Source organism: Pseudomonas sp. MF7453, assembly GCF_016405455.1.
GTDB lineage: Bacteria > Pseudomonadota > Gammaproteobacteria > Pseudomonadales > Pseudomonadaceae > Aquipseudomonas > Aquipseudomonas paralactis.
Window position 1 is genome coordinate 260,929 of record NZ_JAEKCN010000004.1, and the last position, 19,662, is coordinate 280,590.

General features: G+C 59.9%; 12 protein-coding genes. 10 read left to right on the plus strand and 2 right to left on the minus strand.

The window, feature by feature from the left end; all coding sequences use genetic code 11:
• Positions 1-6 precede the first annotated feature (6 nt).
• The 10 genes from JFT63_RS29885 (at position 7) to JFT63_RS09035 (ending at position 12,297) form a co-directional block, all read left to right on the plus strand.
• Entirely contained in the window at positions 7-1,467 is a 1,461-nt protein-coding gene (locus tag JFT63_RS29885) for a hypothetical protein (protein WP_269835569.1), read from the plus strand.
• Positions 1,467-1,856, plus strand: coding sequence for a hypothetical protein (locus tag JFT63_RS08995; protein ID WP_198843801.1), 390 nt, complete (start codon positions 1,467-1,469; stop codon positions 1,854-1,856). The genes JFT63_RS29885 and JFT63_RS08995 overlap by 1 nt, the downstream gene beginning before the upstream one ends.
• Before the next feature lie 462 nt (positions 1,857-2,318).
• On the plus strand, positions 2,319-2,951 hold the full coding sequence (locus JFT63_RS09000) for a hypothetical protein (RefSeq protein ID WP_057704292.1): 633 nt from the start codon (positions 2,319-2,321) through the stop codon (positions 2,949-2,951).
• The gene (locus tag JFT63_RS09005) at positions 2,948-3,535 is read left to right on the plus strand and encodes a hypothetical protein (RefSeq protein ID WP_057704291.1); all 588 of its coding nucleotides are present in this window, start codon (positions 2,948-2,950) and stop codon (positions 3,533-3,535) included. The genes JFT63_RS09000 and JFT63_RS09005 overlap by 4 nt, the downstream gene beginning before the upstream one ends.
• 69 nt (positions 3,536-3,604) lie before the next feature.
• Positions 3,605-6,208 carry an autotransporter family protein gene (locus JFT63_RS09010; RefSeq protein WP_198843802.1) on the plus strand — a complete coding sequence of 868 codons (2,604 nt, stop codon included), beginning with the start codon at positions 3,605-3,607 and terminating at the stop codon, positions 6,206-6,208.
• Positions 6,209-6,496: 288 nt separating this feature from the next.
• Positions 6,497-7,237, plus strand: coding sequence for an AraC family transcriptional regulator (locus tag JFT63_RS09015; protein ID WP_198843803.1), 741 nt, complete (start codon positions 6,497-6,499; stop codon positions 7,235-7,237).
• A 283-nt stretch (positions 7,238-7,520) separates the two neighbouring features.
• Positions 7,521-9,002 carry an efflux transporter outer membrane subunit gene (locus tag JFT63_RS09020; RefSeq protein ID WP_198843804.1) on the plus strand — a complete coding sequence of 494 codons (1,482 nt, stop codon included), beginning with the start codon at positions 7,521-7,523 and terminating at the stop codon, positions 9,000-9,002.
• Positions 8,999-10,150, plus strand: a complete 1,152-nt coding sequence (locus JFT63_RS09025; protein ID WP_198843805.1) for an HlyD family secretion protein — start codon at positions 8,999-9,001, stop codon at positions 10,148-10,150. The genes JFT63_RS09020 and JFT63_RS09025 overlap by 4 nt, the downstream gene beginning before the upstream one ends.
• A complete protein-coding gene (locus JFT63_RS09030; protein ID WP_198843806.1) occupies positions 10,143-11,687 on the plus strand; it encodes an MDR family MFS transporter in 1,545 nt (514 codons plus the stop codon). Before JFT63_RS09025 ends, JFT63_RS09030 begins: the two co-directional genes overlap by 8 nt.
• A 142-nt stretch (positions 11,688-11,829) precedes the next feature.
• Positions 11,830-12,297, plus strand: a complete 468-nt coding sequence (locus JFT63_RS09035) for an SRPBCC family protein (RefSeq protein WP_198843807.1) — start codon at positions 11,830-11,832, stop codon at positions 12,295-12,297.
• Positions 12,298-12,416: 119 nt separating this feature from the next.
• Here the strand turns inward: JFT63_RS09035 and JFT63_RS09040 are convergent, their stop codons facing one another.
• Entirely contained in the window at positions 12,417-17,372 is a 4,956-nt protein-coding gene (locus JFT63_RS09040) for a hemagglutinin repeat-containing protein (protein WP_198843808.1), read from the minus strand.
• 106 nt (positions 17,373-17,478) lie between these two features.
• Positions 17,479-19,194 (minus strand): ShlB/FhaC/HecB family hemolysin secretion/activation protein, encoded by a 1,716-nt coding sequence (locus JFT63_RS09045; RefSeq protein WP_198843809.1) that lies wholly within the window; start codon positions 19,192-19,194, stop codon positions 17,479-17,481.
• Positions 19,195-19,662: the final 468 nt, after the last annotated feature.

The following is a 19,662-nucleotide window of genomic DNA, read 5'->3' on the forward strand; positions in this document are numbered from 1 at the left end:
GGTGGCTTGCTCAGTGAGGCGGCAGGCGAAGGGTTTGTTACGGGGGCGATGGCCGCGGGGGCAAACGAGGCGTTGAGCGAACGCCTAAGCACGCTGGTGAAGGGTGACAAACAGCTGGAGCTGGCTGCGTCGCAGTTGGTGGGACTTACGGCAGCAGCGATAGTTGGCGGCGATCTGCAAACCGGGATCGATATCGCCAAAGACGCCACGGCGTATAACCGTCAACTGCATCCTGAAGAGAAGCGTCTGCTAAAGGAAAAAGCGGCTCAACTCACTCGTGAGCGACAGCAGCCAACGCTGTCGGGATTCAGTTGGGAAGAGCTTCTGACACTGGCCAGCGACAGCCAACTGGATAACGCGACGGCACAAAAATATGAGGCTTTGCGTGCCCAGTTGAATCAAGGCACTCAGCAGGGAAATCCGCTGGTTGGAAAGTTCTCCAACGATATGGCTGTAGCCCAAGCCGTTGTAACCCAGATGAGCGCCCAGGGCACCCCGCTGCGATGGAAAGACGGCTCGGTTGTGACTGCGTATGGCAAACCGGTAATAGCTTTCCAGGCTACCGCCCAGCAAAAGGCCGACAGCGGATTATTTGCCGCTAACGGTGCCGGGTCTTATGGGCCGACAGGCGGAACGCTTCAGGCCGATGCCAATCGTTTTGGTGTTAATGCCGCAGTAAATCGGCATCCAGAAATCAGTGTGTTTGATGGATCAAGTGATGCATCGGATAGCACTCGCGAGCGTGTTAAGGATGCGACTGTCGGAGGGCTGAAGGACGTTACTTTACTCGACGTCATGCCGATTGGGCGGGTTGTTGTGTTGGGTCGCAAGGTCGCGGTTACTGTTGAGGCTGAGCTCGCCGAACAAGCGGGTGGTGCGGTATTGCGTGGTAGTGCGACTTACGTCGAGAGCAAGGTTGTTCAGGCCAATACCACGGTGCAATTGAGTGAGACGGTGACATTAGCCAATGGCAATATTTTGCCGAAGGGGAGTGTCGTTACCGTTTCTGATGATGCTATGAAGGTTGTTTACCCGGACGGGGTAAGTGAAGTAGGCTCTTATAGCAAGGCGTTTTCTCGACCGCTGTTGATTCCTGGTTCCAAAACAACCTTGCCTGTGGCAACCGATCTTGGGAAAGTTTCATTTGATGCTGCTAACGGGGTCGGAACCATATACTCCCCGAAAGTGACAATGAATGCCGGTGAGGTTATATTTGACGACTTTGCTGTAGGTACATCGAAAGGTTTTATTGGCTATGGTCCGGACGGGGCTTCGGAATTAGTGGGGCCGCTTAAGAAACTTCTAGAATACACTCAGTCTCAGGGAGCTAAGACAGTTACCCTTAAAGGTTATTACGCGTCAGAGGAAGGCGCAGCATTAGGGGCGGGGAAAGTGGGCGAGCAATTCTCTTTTAGTTTTCCTGCTACCAAAGAAGGACTTAGAGATTTTTTGAAGGGGCTAAAGTAGTGAGCCATCCAAAGTCAGTGAGCAAGCATCTGAAAAGCCTTAATGTATCTGGTTATGGAGGCTTTATACCTTTCAGTAGTGACCCCGAACTGGGTCGGGGCGTATATGAGGTTCGTTTAGATGACTGCGCCTTAAGTGTTTTTGAAAAGGGTGTGGTTGTAAAGTTTGAGGAAAAAAGTGTTGGTGTTCTTTATTCTGATATATTAAATATTACTAGTCATCTATCTGCGGCGGTATTTTCGCAGGCTTCGGCGACCCAAGATGTGAATATTTCAATTCCTTTAGAAATTCATCTTTCGGAGGGTGTTTTGGTTTTTGAGGTTCAGTTGCTGATCTATTCTAGGGTGTTAATTGTTTTAAATGATATGTGGCGGAGTTTAAAGGAGTAAAGAGTCAGCCAGGAATAGCACTTACTTAGCGGTTAGCTAGCTGGCTGATGTAGCTGCAAAAAATGAAAAAAGTTGGACTTGTTCTACGGTGGTAGCTGCGAGCGCACATCCTGTCTAGTCCTAAAGTAGGCTTATGTCTCATCCTGAATAAGTTTCACAACTTCTGATCTGCCTTTCAGATGGTTCAATGGAATCAAGTAAAAAGCGTAGTCAGCGTGGCTGCACGCTGAGTTTTAAATTGTCGGTTGTCGATCAGGTAGAAAAAGGGGCGTTGAGAAAAGGGGGGGCAGATTTGAATAGCACTTACTTAACGTCCACGATTATCCACGTTTCTAAAATCGGCCCCTTCTGTCTATAAAAGCTGCACATACAGAGAGTATGGCATCCCCCCGGCGAACCTCTTATTCCGCTTTCCCAAAAGTTACATTCAGACCAACCAGATCCCCCCAATAAGGACATTCCGTGCTCCAAACCCTCCTCAAAACCGCCGCACTCCTCACGGCATTGTCCCTGACCGGCTGCGTCTCCTACACCGTCACCGGTCCATTGAGCGCTCCTCCCCATCCCGCGAAAGTCAGCAGCCCCCGAGCCGCACAAATCGCCGATGTTTCCGTTGCTATCCCTGACGCTGACGACGCCACCCGCACCGCCATCAGCCGTTCACTCACCCATCAGCTCAACCAATACGTCAAAGCCGGTGGCTATTTCAAGGATGTCACCGAATACCCGGTGCGCCTGGGCGAGAACGACGTGGTGCTCAAGTTCAACATGACATCGCTCAAGGGCCATCGCGCGCCGCACCCTGCTTACATCCCGGGGGCTTTATTGACCCTGACGATCTGGATTTGGGTAAACGGGCCCATCTACGTCGACAGTTTCGATATGGCCGGTGATCTGGCGATCGTTGACCGTAACGGTAAAGAACTGGCCGCCGCCAAGGAGCAGATCAAGTTTGAGCACAACGTGGGGCTTTACGGGCGGGAGTATTGGTCGCCGGTGATGGGGGTCAAGAAGTTGAATGAACTGGTTTCAACGCTGCTCGATAACGCCACGGCGAAGTTGGCACAACCACAACTTAAGGAAGAACAAAAATGATCGGTTCAATCAAGCACTGTGTGGTGCTCGCTGCGGTTCTGTTGTCTGGCTGCGTGACGTATTCGCAAAACGAGTTGCCTCCCGTTCAGACGTGGCCACCCACGGCCAATGCGCCGCAGCAGAAGCCGAAGGTGTTCGTGCGCACCACGGTCATGAATCAGGTCAACGGTGGGCCGGCCAATACGGCTGCGGGGGCTGCAGCAGCGGTTGGGGAAGCGACGGTTGCCGAGGGCTTTCGTGAGTCGGGGCGTTTTGCGTGGGTGAGTACGGATAAGGCCGAGGCGGATCTTTATGTTGAGGCCACCTTGTACAACAACGAACAGTTCAGCATGGCGTCGGCCATCATCACCGGGGTGACGTTCTTCATTATCCCTTCTACCGCAAAGAACACCTTCACCCTGGAGACCGTATTCAAGGACAAGGACGGCAAGGAGCTGGGCCGTGTGCGCAAGAGCGAGTCGCTGCGTACCTGGATGCAATTGCTGTTGATCGTTGCCGTGCCTTTCCGCCAGGACACCCAAGAGGTGGTGCAGGCCCTGACCCGCAGCACGTTGGATGAGGCGGTGCAGCGGCGCTTGTTGTAGTCATTGGTTTTATATCTGTAATCGCCAGGGTTTATGGGCGATGCCTTCTGTCGTACATGGAGTTTTCAAATGAAGCAAAATCCGTTCAAGCAAAAACTGTTGGCCGTAGTGGTCGGTGCAATCAGCAGCCAGGCAATGGCCGTTGAAGTGGATCTGGGTCAAGGTAAAACCTCGTGGAAGGGCGAGGCGTTCAATGAGTCTCTGATTTTCACCGGAAGGCTGACTGAGGCGACAAATCAAACGCCCACCCCCGACTCTGGCACTACTATGTTGATGGGCGTGAGTGTTTCCAGTACCAGCATTCAAGGTTCGCTGATCAATCGTGCTGATATTGTGATGACCTCCGACGGACGTTACATCCGGGCGTTTGCCGTGGACCCATTCGGTTTTGCAAATGACGGCTCGACCCCCAGTACGATTACGGGCGATGTGATTCAGGCCGGTAACATCACCATGAACAATGGCGGTTACGAAGGTTTTGAGATTGGTAATGCAGTGATTGGTGGCAGTGTTATCAACTCTGGCACTATCAAATCAACGCCTGTTGTATCGGACGTCTCTGCTGTCAATGGCACGTTTGGCGGCGAGGGCATGTTCCTGCATAACTCCCAAGTGGCAGGCGACGTGGCTAACACAGGCGTGATCGAAATGGCGGGTGATGAGGTGGTGGGTCTGGCGGTGGATGGCCCGCGAGCGTACCCGATCAATATCGGCGGAAAAATCATCAACTCCGGTACCATCACCGCAACGGGCCAGCGCGCCTGGGGCATAGAGGTTGAAACCACCACCAGTGCGCTGCGCATCGAAAACAGTGGACTGGTTTCCGTGAATGGCTCTGATTCAGCCGGACTCATTTTTTATGCAGGTACCGTCGACTCCATCCTCAACACCGGCACGCTCCAAGCCCAAGGCACTAACGGCAAAGCAATCGATCTCCTGGGCGCCACCTTCACCCAAAACAGCCCCACCGGCTCTCGCGGCATCATCAACCGCGGCACGATCATCGCCGATGGCACGGCCATCTCTGTTGACGCAGCCGAGCAAACCTCCACCTTCGAAATCAACCAGCAAGCCGGTGAAATCCGCAGCAACTCCGGCATCGCCATCGACGCAGCCAACCGCGCCAGCCTGAACTGGACCGGCGGCAAAATCGTCGGCGATGTGCTCAACGTCAGCGCGGTGAACATTGCCGGCCAGGCTGACTTTTCCGGCAGCCGCATCATCGCGCCGGTGTCGATCAACTCGGGCTCCTTAAACCTTGCGGCCCCGGGCACGGTGCTCACCGGTGACCTCAACATCGCCAGCGGTGCAGGCATTGATATGCGCCTGGCCAACAGCGTGGTGCCGACCACGCCATACCTGACGGTCAACGGTGCGGCGAATTTTGCTCAGGCATCGAAAGTAACCTTGAGCGCCAACCCAGGCGATTTCACCCCCGTGCCGAGCGGCACCGAATACACCTTGCTGCAAGCCAGCAGTGTGCAGAACAACGGCCTGTCGGTTGCCAGCACTTCGTCGTTGCTGGACGTGCTCAGTTATTCGGCCGACGCGCAAACGGTCAAGGCCGTGGTGGGCTTGAAGAGCAATCAGCAAGTGCAAGAGGAACTGACCGGCGCGGGCGCCACTGAACCGGTTGTCACTGTGGTCAACGAAGCAAAAAATGACGTGCTCGGGCAGTTGGCAACGGATGATCCGGTGTTCCAGGCCCTGGCCAACGCAGGCACCGCGCAGCAGTTGGCGCAGGTGGGCGAGCAACTCAAGCCGGACGTCAACCGTGGTGCGCTGGACGTGGCCTTGTCGGGCCAGACGGTGATCAATGGCGCGATCCTCAATCGCCTCTCGGGCCAGCGTGATAATCGCGAAGCCGTGGGTGCGTGGTTGCAAGGCTTGAGCAGCAACATGGATCAGGATGGTCGTGGCGGCGACAACGGTTATTCAGCCAACAGCAGCGGCATGGCGGTGGGTGTGGATGGTCGTTTGAACGACAGCACCACGGTGGGTGTGGCGTACAGCTATCTCAATTCCAACATCCATTCGGACTTGGGTAACAAGACCGACGTGCAGGGCCATGCGCTGTCGTTGTACGGCAACTGGTCGCTGCAGAACTGGTTTGTCGACGGCAGCTTGAGCTACGGCCATAACGACAATGACAGCAAGCGCCGTGTGGCGGGTACTACCGCCAAGGGCAGCTACGACAGCAATGTGTTGTCGGCCAGCGTACTGGGCGGCTACAGCTTCAAGCTGTCGGATGCTGCCGTGATAGAGCCGCGAGTGGCGGCGCGTTATTCCAACGTGCACATGGACAGCTTTACCGAGAAGGGCTCTTCAGCGGCGCTGAGCACCGGCTCGCAATGCTATGAGGTTGGCGAGTTGGGTGCGGGTGTGCGCTTGGCCGGCAATTTCCCGTTGGCCACCGGCAGCCTGCAACCGGAAGCCACCTTGATGGCTTATCACGACCTGATGGGCGACCGCGTCGCGCAAACCTCCAGCTTTGTGCTGGGTGGTTCGGCGTTTACCGTCACGGGCGCTTCGGTCGCACGTGACAGTTACGAAGCCAGCCTGGGCCTGAATTATCAGGTGTCGGCGCTGACGGTAGGCGCCAGCTATACCCGCCAGGCGCGTAGCGGGTTTGATGCTGATGGTGTGATGGTCAAGGCGCGTTACGCGTTTTAGGGTTAAACCCGAACAGGGGCTCTTCAAGAGCCCCTGTTATCCCCACAAGCAATAATCTTTCTTTGTTGAAATCCACTCGCCGATATTCCGGTTTTTTTAATTTTTACTCGACGTTTTTTCACAGTACCCACATCAATACGCAATTACCCGCACCCTTTCTTTGTTTAGTATTGAGTCCAGTGGCCACTGAGCCCCAATGGGTCACGCTGTTCAAAAAAAGGAGAAGCGACATGATGCCCAAGGATCCTTCCAACAGTGGCCGACCTAACCTGTTCGCGGCTTGCTGAAATGAACGCGCATACCCCATTGGCAGCGCTCGCCGGTAACTATCTTCACGGCGACATCGTGGCTGCCCATCGACATGACGAGGGCCAACTGGTCTATGCCATCAACGGTGTGATGCTGGTGTCGGTGCAGCAGGCAACCTGGGTGCTGCCTTCCGGGCACGCCCTATGGGTGCCCCCGGCGGTGGAGCATCAGATCCGCATGACCGGCGAGGTGCGTATGCGCACCTTGCTGATCTCGCCGGGGGCGCACGGTCGGTTGGCGCAGGAGTGTGAGGTCATCAGGGTTTCACCCTTGCTGCGCGAGCTGATTGTGGCTGCGGGCGATGAGCCTGACAGCCAGCCGGCGTCGTTGCGTCATGTGCAGATTGTCGAGCTGATTATCTCGGAGCTTGACCGTGCGCAGCGGGTACTGGCGCATGTGTCGATTCCGGATGAGCCCAGGCTTAAGGCGCTGTGCGCGGACTTTATCGACGACCCTTCCCGGGAATCGAAACTGGAGCATTGGGCGGCACAACTGAATATGAGTTCACGCACCCTCGCTCGGCTGTTCCAGAAAGAACTGGGCATGAGTTACGGCGAGTGGCGCAAGCGCACGCGGTTGCTGCTCAGCATGCAGCGGCTGGCCTGTGGGGCCTCCATTTTAGAGGTGGCCCTGGAGCACGGTTACCAAAGCCCGAGTGCATTTACCGCGATGTTCAAGCGCACCCTGGGTTACACGCCGAGTCACTGCCGCCTGGTCTGAATTCACAGCGGTAGCCGTGACTGGCACTTTGGCGAGGGGCGACGAAGGTCCAATGTGGGAGGTGGCTTGCCTGCGAAAGCGGTAGTGCAGCAACAGATGCACCGACTGACACACCGCCTTCGCGGGCAAGCCCGCTCCCACATTTCTGAACGAGTTTGACGCGCGATTCAGAAGCGCCGCCCCACCTTGTCCCAATCGAAACGATGGTTGTCCAGAACTCGGGAGATGCGTACCCCGTTGCGCTTTTACCCTGCGTCTCTACTTGGCCTTCTGGATTTTTTCGATGGGTTCGCCTTCTTTTTCCCCACGGCATGGCCGTCTCTCGCTGTTTGGCGTGGCGGTGGCGTTGTTGGCGGGGTGTTCATCCTGGGTCGCGCATACACCGGCACAGCCTCATCCGGAACGCATCAATGCCCTGAGTCGTCTGCCGCTAGGCGTTTCGGCCCAGGCATTACCCGAGCGTTGGTGGCAGCTGTACAACGATCCGCAACTCGATGCGCTGGTGCAACAGGCGTTGTTGCACAACCGTGATCTGGCAGCAGCCCAGGCCCATGTGCAGGCGATGCTGGCCGGGATCATGCAGGCTGATGCCGAGCGCTGGCCGTCCACCCAGGCGTCACTGGGCGCGGCTTACGGCAAGACCGCCGATGATCAAACCCTGGCCAGGGCCACCGATAGTCATGCGCCGTCGGAGTGGGCGTTCAACCCAGGCTTGGAGCTGGCCTATCAAGTGGATGTGTGGGGCCAGGTTCAGCGCACCATCGAACGAGCCCAGGTACAAGCCGCAGCGGCGCAGGATGCCGAAGACCTGCTGCGCATCACGGTCGCGGCGCAAACCACCCGCGCTTATGTGAATGCCTGCGCCTTGGGCGCGCGTGCCCAGGTTCAGCGCCACTCGCTGCAAGTGGTCGGGCGCAGCCTGGCGTTGATTGATCGCCAGCGACAGGCCGGAGTGGTGACCGACCTTGAATACAGCCGTATGCAAGCGTTGCAAGGCGAAACCCAGGCGCTGCTGCCGATGCTGGAGGCGCGTCGACAAGCCGCGCTGTACGAGCTGGCAATGCTGACCGGCGTGGCTGATCTGGACCAAGGCGAAGGCGCCGCCACCTGTGAAGAGGTGCCCCAACTCAATGCCGAGTTGCCGGTGGGCGATGGCTGGCAATTATTGGCGCGCCGCCCCGATATCCGGCAGGCCGAGAGAGCGTTGCAGGCGGCCACGCTGCAAGTGGATATCGTCCAGGCCGACCTGTACCCCAAGGTCACCTTCGGCGCTTCAGTGTCCTCCTCGGCCAATAAACCCCATGAGCTGGGCGACAGCAGCGCGCTGATGTTCGGCATCGGCCCGCTGATCACCTGGCAGTTCCCGAATTGGCAGGCCAACCGCGCGCGGGTCATGCAGGCGCGGGCGCTTGAGCAAGTGGAGGTGGCGCAGTTCGAGGCCAGCGTGCTCAAGGCGCTCAAGGAGGTGCGTCAGGCCCTGGCGTTATACGACGGCGAGCGCCAGCGCCACGCGGCCTTGAGCCAGGCGCTGGAGAGCAGCCGTCACGCCTACAGGTTGGCCCAATTCAACTATGACGCGGGGGCTATCGACTTTCTCGACGTGCTGGACAGCGAGCGTGAGCTGATCCGCTTGCAGGCCACCCGCGCCGACGCCGATGGCCGGTTGCTGCAACGCCAGATCGGCCTGTTTCGGGCGCTTGGCGGTGGTTGGCAGCCTTCAGCGCCCACCCACGCTTACACCACTTTTTCCGGTACCCAGCCATGAATATCGCTGTTGATGAAAAAACTGCTGTCCAGGACGAACAGGCACACACGCGTAACCCAAGCCGCAAACGACGTCTGCTCCTGCTGGGCGGTGCTGTGCTGTTGATCGCGGCAGTGGTGTTCGGCGTGTACTGGATGACGGTCGGCCGCTATCTGGAGCAAACCGATGATGCCTATGTGCGGGCCGACTGGATTCCCATCAGCCCGAAGGTCTCAGGCTACGTGGCCGAGGTGATGGTAGAGGATGATCAGCCGGTCAAGGCAGGGGATGTGCTGGTGCGCATCGAGGACCGTGACTACCAGGCCCGCTTGGCACAAGCCCGCGCAGAACTGGCCGAGACTCAGGCCTCGGTGGCAGCGCAAGAGGCCAACATGAAAGTCACTGACAGCCTGATCGCCCAGCAAAAAGCCGGCGTTGACCAGGCTCAGGCTCACGCCCGCAGTGTGGCCGCCGAACTGCGCCGCGCAAGCCTCGACCAGCGCCGCTACGAAGGCTTGGTGCGCGACCACGCCGCCAGCGCCCAGCGTCTGGAAACCGCCGCCGCCCGTTACAGTCAGGCCACTGCCGCGGTGGAAATTGCCAACGCGATGCAACGCCAACAGGACACCCGCTTGACCGTGGCCGTCACCCGACGCCAGTTGGCCCAAGCCTCGCTCCAGCAGCAGATAGCACGGCGCAGCCAGGCCGAGGCGCAGTTGAACCTGGCGACTCATGCCCTGGAGGACACCTTGATCCGCTCGCCCATCGACGGGGTGGTGGGGCAGCGCAAAGTGCGCACCCGTCAATACGTCGCGCCAGGTTTGCCGCTGCTGGCTGTGGTGCCCGTGCAACAGGCTTATGTGGTGGCCAACTACAAGGAAACCCAGCTGCGCGATATGCGTGCCGGCCAACCGGTGGCTATCAGCGTCGACAGCTATTCGGGGCGCAAGCTCAAAGGCCATGTGATGAGTTTCTCGCCAGGTTCCGGGGCGGTGTTCGCACTGTTGCCGTCGGACAACGCTACCGGCAACTTCACCAAAATCGTGCAGCGCTTTCCCGTGAAGATCGTCATTGATGAGCATGACGAAGGCGGGCCTATTCTGCCGGGTATGTCGGTGATCACCACGGTGGACACCCGCCCAGCTAATCAGGGCGTTGCACATGACTGAAGCGGCTGAAAAAAACGTTTCGTTTCGCGCCTGGGTGGCGGTGATCGGCGGGCTGTTCGGCTGTTTCATGGCCGGCATGAACGTACACGTGACCAGCGCCGCACTGCCGGAAATCGAGGGTTCACTGGGGGCGACGTTCGAGGAAGGCTCATGGATTTCCACCGCTTACCTGGTCGCGGAGATCGTGATGATTCCGCTGACCGCATGGCTGGTGCAGGTGTTCTCCCTGCGTCGGGTGATGCTCGTCGGCTCGTTCGTGTTTCTGGTGGCGTCGATTGCCTGCTCCTGGGCGCCCAACCTGGAAGTGATGATCATCATTCGGGTGATCCAGGGCGCTGCCGGCGCGGTGCTGATCCCGTTGTCATTCCAGTTGATCATCACCGAGCTGCCGCCCAGCAAGATCGCGATGGGCATGGCCTTGTTCGCGTTGTCCAACAGCGTCGCCCAGGCCGCCGGGCCGTCCATTGGCGGCTGGCTGACCGATGCCTATTCCTGGCGCTGGATCTTCTACCTGCAACTGGCTCCCGGCGTTCTTTTGCTGTTGGCGGTGGCATGGTCCATCGATGCCAAGCCCATGCAGTTGAGCCTGCTCAAACGCGGCGACTGGGGCGGGATCATCGCCATGATCGTCGGCCTGGGTGGCTTGCAGATCGTGCTGGAAGAAGGTGGCCGCAAGGACTGGTTCGGCTCCGATTTCATTGTGTGGATGTCGCTGATCGCCGGCGTGGCCCTGGTGTACTTCGTGCTGTCGCAGTTGTATGGCAGTCGCTCCTTCATCAACCTGCGCCTGCTCAAGAGCTACAACTTCGGCGTGGCCAGCGCAGCGATGTTCATCTTCGGCGGGGCCACTTTCGGCCTGGTGTTCCTGGTGCCCAATTACCTGTCCCAGTTGCAGGGTTACAACGCGCGGGAGATTGGCATCAGCCTGATCGCCTACGGCATGGTGCAACTGGTACTGGCGCCGTTCATGCCGCGCCTGATGAAGTGGCTCAACCCGAAACTGATGGTCGCCAGTGGTTTTTTCATCATGGCCCTGGGGTGCTACCTTGGCGCGCACCTGGACGTGAACAGCGCCGCCAGCGTGATTATTCCTTCCACCGTGGTGCGGGGCATCGGGCAGCCGCTGATCATGGTGGCGCTGTCGGTACTGGCGGTGTCTGGCCTGGCCAAAGACGAAGCCGGCTCTGCCTCGGCGTTGTTCTCCATGCTGCGTAACCTTGGCGGCGCCGTTGGCACGGCGGGCCTGACGCAGATCGTCGCCCTGCGCGAACGCTTTCATTCCGAGCGGGTAGGGGAGTCGATCACGCTGTTTTCCCCGTCCTTGCAGGAGCGCCTGCGCACCAGCATGGCTGACAGCGAGGACTTCATCTTCAATCAGTTGTTGCCCGCTCAACAGCAGGTTATCGAGGGGTTGCTCCACACCGTGCGTCGCGAGGCGTACCTGATGGCCTACAGCGATGCGTTCTATGTGTCCTGTGTTGCTTTGATCCTGTGTGGCGTGGCTGCCCTGGCATTACGGCAACCGGCAAAGAACTGAGCTCGAAACCGTCGACGCCGCGCCAATATTCCGCTATTGCCTACAGCACCACGTCGAGGTCGTCACGATTGGCAGAGGAGCGCAGTGCCACAATAGCCGCCTCGAACAATCGAGATCATCTGAACAAAGAAGGAGCTTTCTCGTGCAAGGTTTTGAACCCGATACCCTGGTGCGTAACCCGGTCGGTAACCCTGTGGTCGCCCGCGTCAGCGTGAATGGCGATGCGCGCAGCGTGTGGAGCATCGTCGGAGATTTCGCCGGTTTCGCGAAGTTTATTCCGGCGTTGTCCCATATCGAAATGACGGGCGAGGGCGTGCGTTCGGTCCGCAAGAAGCTGTTCAAGGATGGCAATGTGGTGGTTGAGCAACTCAACAGCTATGACGACCAAGCCATGACCATGACCTGGTCGCTGATTTACACCTCGCTGAACATTGGCAACCTGTGGGCGCTGATGGAAGTGGTGCCACAAGGCTCGAACCAGAGCCTGGCGACCTGGACCATCATTGCTCAGCCGTACACGGGCGGCAAGGAAGACGTACCGGCGTTCGAAGCCTTCCTGCAAGGCTTTGCCGATGACGCAATGAAGAACCTACAGGCACTCTTCAACTGATGTGTAGGAGCGAGCTTGCTCGCGAAAAACCTGAGGGCGCCGCGTACTCCAAACATGCCGGCGTCATCGTTTACGTTCTTCGCGAGCAAGCTCGCTCCTACAGTGGGGGGGCATTATCGTTAGTTGATGGCTTGATCAATCCCCGCCTGCAAGGTTTGGCTTTCACTGTGCCCGCCGGCTCGCAGCAGGCCCAGGTTGAAGGCTTGATCCTTGCGCGTGGCGTCGTCGTGTTTCTGGGTCAGTTCGTCCTTGGCGCCCAGGGCCAGGTTGACCGGTGACTTCGAAACGTTCAGCCCGACATCGGCGCGGTAGTCGCTGCCGGCCAGTGTGGTTGCGGTGACCTTGGAGCCACCCAGCTCGACCTTGCCATTGGGGGCACTGATCCGCGCGCCCGTGAGCTGCGTATCACCCTTCACCTGCACGTTGACGCCCTGGCTGCCCCGAATACCTGACGCCTGGGCGACGCTGTCCTTGGCCACCTGGCTGACATCCAGATACAGGGTTGGGGTGTAGCTGGTGTTGCCGCTCTTGTCGCCGAACAACACGCTTTCGGCGGTATTGGCCACCTTGCTGCCGGTGGTGTCTTTGCCACTCACGGTGTAGCTGTCGCTGGTTTTTGGCCAGACCTTATCCTTGAAGCCAGACAAGCGCGTGCCCAGGGCATCGGTCTTGTCTGCCAGGTAAGCCTTGGCCTTGTCCACGCGAGTACCGAAGGCGCCACGGGGTTCCGGGTTCACGTCGTAGCTGCCACTGCGGGTGAGTTTTTCGCCCAGGCGCTCCTTGGCATTGACCACGCTGTTGACCACGCTGTCCTTGGCCGAAGCCAGGTGCCCGGTGCCTTTGTCGACGACGTTCTCCAGCTTGTCGCGATGCTTGTCGAACGCGGCTTCAGCCTTGGCTTGTACCTTGTCCTTCAGTGGGCCGCTGGCTTTGGCCAGCTTATCCACCACCCCCGGCTGGTTTTTTTCGACATCCAGCCTGGCGTCGACATTTACCTGGGTGCTGTTGACCTGATCCTTGCGGCTTTCGACGACGAGGTCGCCGCCCACCGTGCCGTACACCTGATCGGCGTCGATACGCGCACCGGCCAGATGGGTATCGCCAGCACTGTTGAGGGTGACGTCACCCGCCGTGATTACGCTGTTGTGCTGGGTGTTGCCTTGCACGTGATCCACATCGACCTTGACCCGCCCATTGATGCCGCGCTGGGTCTTGGGTGTCTCGTGTTCACCGGCTTCGGCCAAGGTGGTTTTGCCGACGCTGCCCCCTGCGCCCAGGGTCACGCCCCAGTTGCCATGGGCCTGGGTCGATTGCGCAGACTCTTGCAGGATGCCGCCGTTTTGCGCATCGAGGCTAACGCTGGCTGCGCTGACCTGAGTGCCCTGCAAGTGGATGGCATCGGTTGCATCAGCGCCGCTGGCGAGGCTGACCTTGCCGCTGCTGTGCAACTGCCCGACGACGGCGCTCTGGTCGTTTTCCGCCACTTTGCCAATGTTGAAATTGGCGCTGAGGCTGCCGGTCTTGCTGCTGCTTTCGGCGCTGCTGGTCTTGCCGGCGCCAACGGTCAGGCCGCCGCCCAGGTTGCTGCCGCTGCTGACGTGGCGGTTGGTGGCGGCTTGCAGGTCCAACTTACCGCCGGCATTGAGGCTGATATCGCCGGTCTTGGCGGCGGCGCTGCCGATCTGCGTGCCTTGCAGGGTCATGTCGCCGCCGCTGCCGAGTTGGATCGGCCCGTTGCCCTGGAGCGTCGCGACGTGGGCCTGGCTGTCTTGGGTGTCCAGGCGCTGGTTATCCAATTGCACACCGGCACCGAGGTTGATGTTGGTGCCATTGGCGCCGGGCGCGGTGCCCACGGTCAGTGACGCGTTACCGCGCAATGTGCTGCTGGTGTTGCTCTGGGTGTCGTTGGCCTGGTTGAGCGCCAACTCGCCGCCGGTCTTGAGGTTGACGCCTGCCTGGCCGCCGTTGAACTGGCTGCCTTCATAACTCGCATCGCCCTGGGTCTGGATGCTCACGCCCTGGGTGCCCGCGTAGCTGCCGACCACCGCCGTGCTGCCGGCTTGGCGTATATCACGGCTGCCGCCGCTGCCGCTGCCGCGTACATTCACATCCTCTCCGGTGGTGGTGTAGACCCGCACGCCGACCTTGGCGTCCACGCCTTGCTCGCTGCTGCTGTGGGTATTGGCAGCCGCCTTGGCCACATGCTCGCCCGCATTGATGGTCAGCCCGCCATCAGTGGCGCGGTATTGCGTGCCCTCATCCTGCAACTTGCCGGCGCTATCGACCTGCACCGTGGCACCACTGAACTGGCTGACCAAGGCGGTGCTGTCCTGTTGTGTGCGGGTGCTGTGGGTATGCCCCACTTCCACATCCAGCCCGACGTTGGGCTGTTCGAATGCGTCCAGCAAACCCGGCTGGTGGAACTTGGCCTGGGCCACGCCTTCGACGGCTTTTTCGATCGGGCGGGTAATGCCTTTGTATTCCACGTTGGCGCCGACATCGGCGCTCCAGCCGTTTTGCTTGTGGGTGCTGGTCTCGGTGGACTGGGCGGCCAGGTTGTCGATCCGGCCTGCGTTGACGCGCAACTCGGTGCCGGCCTTGGCTTGTGCGCCCTCGCTGGTGAAGGTGTTGCCAGCGTTGATGGTCAGCTTGCCGGCCGCGGCTACGGTGCTGGTTTGCGCGGTGGTTTTTTCAGTGGTGTCGTGGCTGCTCTGGTGGCTGAACTGAGCGCCATTGCCTGCCCGATCAATGCCGCCGGTGTAGTAGAAACTGCCGCCGGTGGTGGTTTTGTCGATGGCTTCGCTGCGCTTGTCGTGGGCAGCCAACAGCTCGACGTTTTTGCCGCTCAGGCTCGCATCGCCTTCGGTGGCCTTGAGGTGGGATCCGGTGATGCTGACATCGCCACTGGCGTTAACCGCCACACTGGCGCCGTTGAGGCTGGACGCCTGCTGCCCGGTGGTGTCGGTCTGACGGGTTTGCTGCTGGTCTTCATAGCTCAGGCCCGCACGGTACTGGCGGCTGACACCTTCAGTTTGCTTGGCGTAGCCATCGAAGCCCCGGGTATGGGTGCTGGTGGTGTCGTGGGCAGTGTTCTGCGCCGCAACGACCTTGATATCGCCCTTGGCATCCGCTTGCAGTTCACCTGCGGCGCTCACCTGAGAGCCGCTTACGGTGATGTCCCTGGCGCTTTGCAGCTTGAGGTTGCTGTCTGAGCGCAGGTTGCTGGCAACCACGGTGCTGTCTTTGAGGTTTTTGCGGCTTTCATCCTTGGAGATGCCGAAGAACTTACTGTCGTTGCTGTAGCGGTTGTCATGGGAGGTGTCTTGTACGCCGTCGATCACCAGCGAGCCTTTGTCGCTGATGACACTGGCCTGCTTGCCGCCTCGGGCCTGGCTGCCGCTGATGCGCACATCGTCGGCCCGAACGATCAGCTTGCCGTCGGCATTCACCTTGCTGGCGGTGTTCAAGGTCTTGCCCTGGTTGCCGTCGCCGTTCTTGCCGAAGAAGCTGCCGCCGGTGAGGTCGCCTGCGTAGGTGTTGTCGCTGCTGTTTTGGGTGCGGCTGGCGCTGGCGATCTCCACCTTGCGGCCTGCCAACTGAATGTCCCCTGGGGTTTTCAGCTCGGCGCCCTGCAATTGCAGTGTCTGTTTACTGGTCAGCGCCAGCGTGTTGCCGGCCTTGAGGCTGCTGGTGATGCTGCGCTGTTCGCTGCTGGATTTGTCCCAGTTGGCTTTCCACAGGTGCTTGCGGTGGTTGCCCTGATCACGGGTCTCATGGGTTTCGGTAGCGGCGTTCACCTGAAGGTCGGCGCCGCTGTTGACGCGCAAGTTGTTGCCTGCTTCGACGTGGCTGGCTTTGATGTCGGCCTTGGCGCCGGAAGACAGCGCCGCGTCCTGTTGCGCGACGAGCGTGTTGCCGTGCTGGCGCGAATCCTTGTCGGTGGTGGTGCGGTCGTAGGTTTCGTAGGTGAACAGGAAGTTGCTGTTGTTCCACTGTTCGCGTTTTTCCTGCAGCTTGCGGCTTTCCAGGCTGCTGAGGGTGAGGTTGCGCCCGGCATCGAGTTTGACGTTGCGCCCGCTCACGTCGGTGGCGGCGAGGTTCAAGTCCTTGGCGCTGTGCAAGTCGATATCGCCCTGGCGGCTCTGTACCCCGGCGCGGGTGGCGTCGAGGCTGTTGGCATGCACCTGGCCGCTGATGTCGAGGTCGCCCGCCGAACGGATTTTCACCCCGTCAGTGCCTTGCACCTGCACGCCACCCACACGCACCCCGGCCCCTTCGGCGGTACTGATGATATTGATCCGCCCGGCCTGCATCGCCCCGAACAGGCGCGCGTCGATGCGTTGGTCCTGGGTCTTGCCGGCCGGGTCGACCTGACGTACCTCGCCGCTGGCGAAATCCACCTGGTTGCGACCGACCGTGAGGTTCAATTGGTCACGAGCACTGAGGCGACCCTCGCTGTCGATGCGTGGCGCGATCAGGTTGATGGAACCCTCGCGGTTGTGCAGGCCCTGGCCCTGAATCGTCAGTTGGCCATTGGCATCGCGGGTGCTCAAGGCTTGCAGCTTGCCATCGTTGAGCTCCGGGCGGCCCACCACCAGGTTGGCATTCGGGGTGTTGATGAAACTGCCGCCATTGACCGAAATGCCGTTGGGGTTGGCCAGCACATAATCGGCAGCCTGGCCGAAAATTTCCTGGGCGCCGTTGAGGGCCGAGGCATTGCGGCTGATCACTTCGTTGAGGATCACGCTCGCCGCCTGGCCCTGGAACTGCGGGTTGGCCGCCAGTTGCCCGGCCAGTTGGGACTGGCCGGCCTGCAAGGCGTTGTTCAACACCAGGCCCTGGCGGTCGACGTTGTAGTCCAGAAACTGGTTATGGGACAGGCCGCCGGCATTCGGCGCGACGATGTTGACGATGGGTACACCGCCCTGGTCTTGCAGCTGCGGCGTGCCGCCGGGGCCTGTGACGACGGTCACGCCGCCAGCCAGTACCAGCTGTGGCAGCAGAAACAGGCTGGCAATGGCCCAGCGCAGTTTGCCCTGGGGGGAGAGGTGAAAGCTGTGTGAAGTAGTCGGCATAAATATTCTCGCTCTGTGTTGGCTGATCCGCGACGTGCGTTGTTCGTTGCAACGCTGCTGTGGTGGTCAGGTACGGCGGTTGTCTCAGGCTAAAAACAGCGGTGGTTCATATTTGCAGGCTCAGGCGTGTCAGCCAGACCTCCGGCTCCTGGCGAAAACCTGTGGGGGTGTTGAGGTTGCGTTGGTAATCGAAGTCCAGTTGCACGTTCTTCCAGCTCAGGTTGAGCCCCGCGCTGGCGCCGCTCAGGCGTTGGCTCCGGGCGCCGTATTCGTGCTTGACCCAAGCGTTGTCCAGGCCCAGGCGCGGGGTGATCTTCACTGGCAAGTTCGTGTTCAGCGGCAGGCGCAAGGTGTTGCGCCACACCGCGCCAATGGCGCCGGAGCTGCTGTTTTCGCGGTAGCCACGCACGGCCGAGTCATCGGTGATCAGCAGCTGTTCGATGGCAGGTAGTGCATCCGGGCTGTACTGCACCGACAGCTGGCTTTGCCACTGCCACGGCTGCGCTGACCATTGGCCGTTGCGCCATTGGGTGAGGTTGGCGCGGTACTTGTGGAACTGCGCCTTGGGGCGGTTTTTCTGTACCTGGTCGGCATCCCGATCGGCGCCGAACCAGGTCAGGCCCTGGGCGTAATTGACGTCCAGGTTCCACACCGCACTGTTGAGCCAGAACAGGTTCAGGCCCGCTTCGGCTACCGTCAGCGTCGGGCTCTGAATGTCCAGGCGAGCCTTTTGCAGGTAACTGTCGACGTCTTTGTACGCCAGTTGCAGGTTGGCGCTCAGTTGATGGCCCTGGTCGCGCCACAGCACGCGGTCGCTGCGCAGGCTGAGCTGATCGGTGCGGCCACTGTTGTAAAGCGTCGTACGGCTGAGCTTGAACGGTGAACGGTATTCGGCATGGCTGGCGAACAGGCTGTAGGTCCAGTAACCGTAAGGGAGGGAGTAGAACAGGCTGTGGCTGCGGCTGTAGCGCGGCCCATGGTTGAGCGTGTCGCTGAAGCTCAGATTGAGCGAATCGTTGATTTGCAACGGGCTGTCCAGGCTCAAGCTGATGGCGTTGCGATCACGCCCGGTGCCGGCGCTGCCGAGGTTATCCACCCCAAGCCCGAGCGCCCAGCGCGAGGCACTGCTGCGCGAGCGCAGGATGATGCGCGAGGCGCCCGCTGTGCTGCCGGGGGCGATGTCCGCGGTCAGGTCCACCGAGCGCAGGCGGTTGAGCTGGTCCAGCCCCTGCTCCAGGTCGCGCAGGTTCAGCGGCTTGCCGAGCATCCCGGGGAATGCCCCGCCCAGCGACACCGGCAGGCTTTGGTCGGCCAGCTCGATGGCCTCCAGGTAGCCTTCTTCGACATGAATATCCAAGGGTTGCCCGGCGGCCGGCGCACTGATCAGGTACGGCCGGCTGGCGATATAACCCGCGTCGACGTACAGCTGGGTGATCTGCGCCAGCAGGCGGTTGATCTGTGTGACGCCCATGCAAGCGGCCACGTAGGGCTCGATGTGTTTATCCAGCTCGCTGCGGGTGAACAGCGTAACGCCGGCCAGACGCGTACCGTTCAGGGGCCAGCAACGTTCATCCTTGGCAGCCTCTTTTGGCAAGGCCGGTGTGGCCGGTTGCGTGCCGAAACTGCCGCGCTGCATTTGACGCTGGCGTTGCTCCAGTTGTAATTGCTGCAAATCGCGCTGCTGTTGCTGCTGCAAGCGCAGCGCTTCCTGGCCGGGCTGCGGGCCATCGGCGGCAGCCACCGGCAGCGCCCACAGGCAGAGCAGGGCGAGGCCCAGTTTCCGGGTACAACACAGGTGTGCGGTTGAGAGCTGATGTGGCACTCGACTTCCTTAAACGTAGAAATACACGCGATGCATCCGCCCGAGCCAAACGGTGAACTCAGCGGGGCTTGCCACACTTGAGTGAGTGGTAGACGGTTTGTTACATCGTTGTAGGATTTATCACACAAAACGTAAGAAAGGTCGTGTAATTAAGTGTCTTTGTGCACATTTTTGGTGCGAGGTGAGTCGTTCAGGCCCGATATTCCTGAGTTTCGAGAAGCCTGAGTGGGGAAGGGGAAGCTTTGATTGTTGTTCAGAAGGCGCTTAATCGTCGCGGTGCGATCGAGGCACGGCAGCTTGCTTCGTTGCCAGATTAGGCTTTTGAATCCATTGGATATTCTGTAGCCTTGCGCAGCTTTAAGCTTTACCCGTGCTTGATGAACAAAAACACTTCGTCCGGCGGCGCCCGAAGGGCTCCCGAGCCGGTGGTACACTCGACTTTCGCGCTACTGCGCCTGCAGGTCTTGC

Excerpts from the sequence above, each read along its gene's own strand:
- JFT63_RS09010 (WP_198843802.1), top strand. The coding sequence starts at position 3,605 with ATGAAGCAAAATCCGTTCAAGCAAAAACTGTTGGCCGTAGTGGTCGGT.
- JFT63_RS09040 (WP_198843808.1), bottom strand. The coding sequence starts at position 17,372 with ATGCCGACTACTTCACACAGCTTTCACCTCTCCCCCCAGGGCAAACTG.
- JFT63_RS09030 (WP_198843806.1), top strand. The coding sequence starts at position 10,143 with ATGACTGAAGCGGCTGAAAAAAACGTTTCGTTTCGCGCCTGGGTGGCG.
- JFT63_RS09025 (WP_198843805.1), top strand. The coding sequence starts at position 8,999 with ATGAATATCGCTGTTGATGAAAAAACTGCTGTCCAGGACGAACAGGCA.
- JFT63_RS09005 (WP_057704291.1), top strand. The coding sequence starts at position 2,948 with ATGATCGGTTCAATCAAGCACTGTGTGGTGCTCGCTGCGGTTCTGTTG.
- JFT63_RS09015 (WP_198843803.1), top strand. The coding sequence starts at position 6,497 with ATGAACGCGCATACCCCATTGGCAGCGCTCGCCGGTAACTATCTTCAC.
- JFT63_RS09020 (WP_198843804.1), top strand. The coding sequence starts at position 7,521 with ATGGGTTCGCCTTCTTTTTCCCCACGGCATGGCCGTCTCTCGCTGTTT.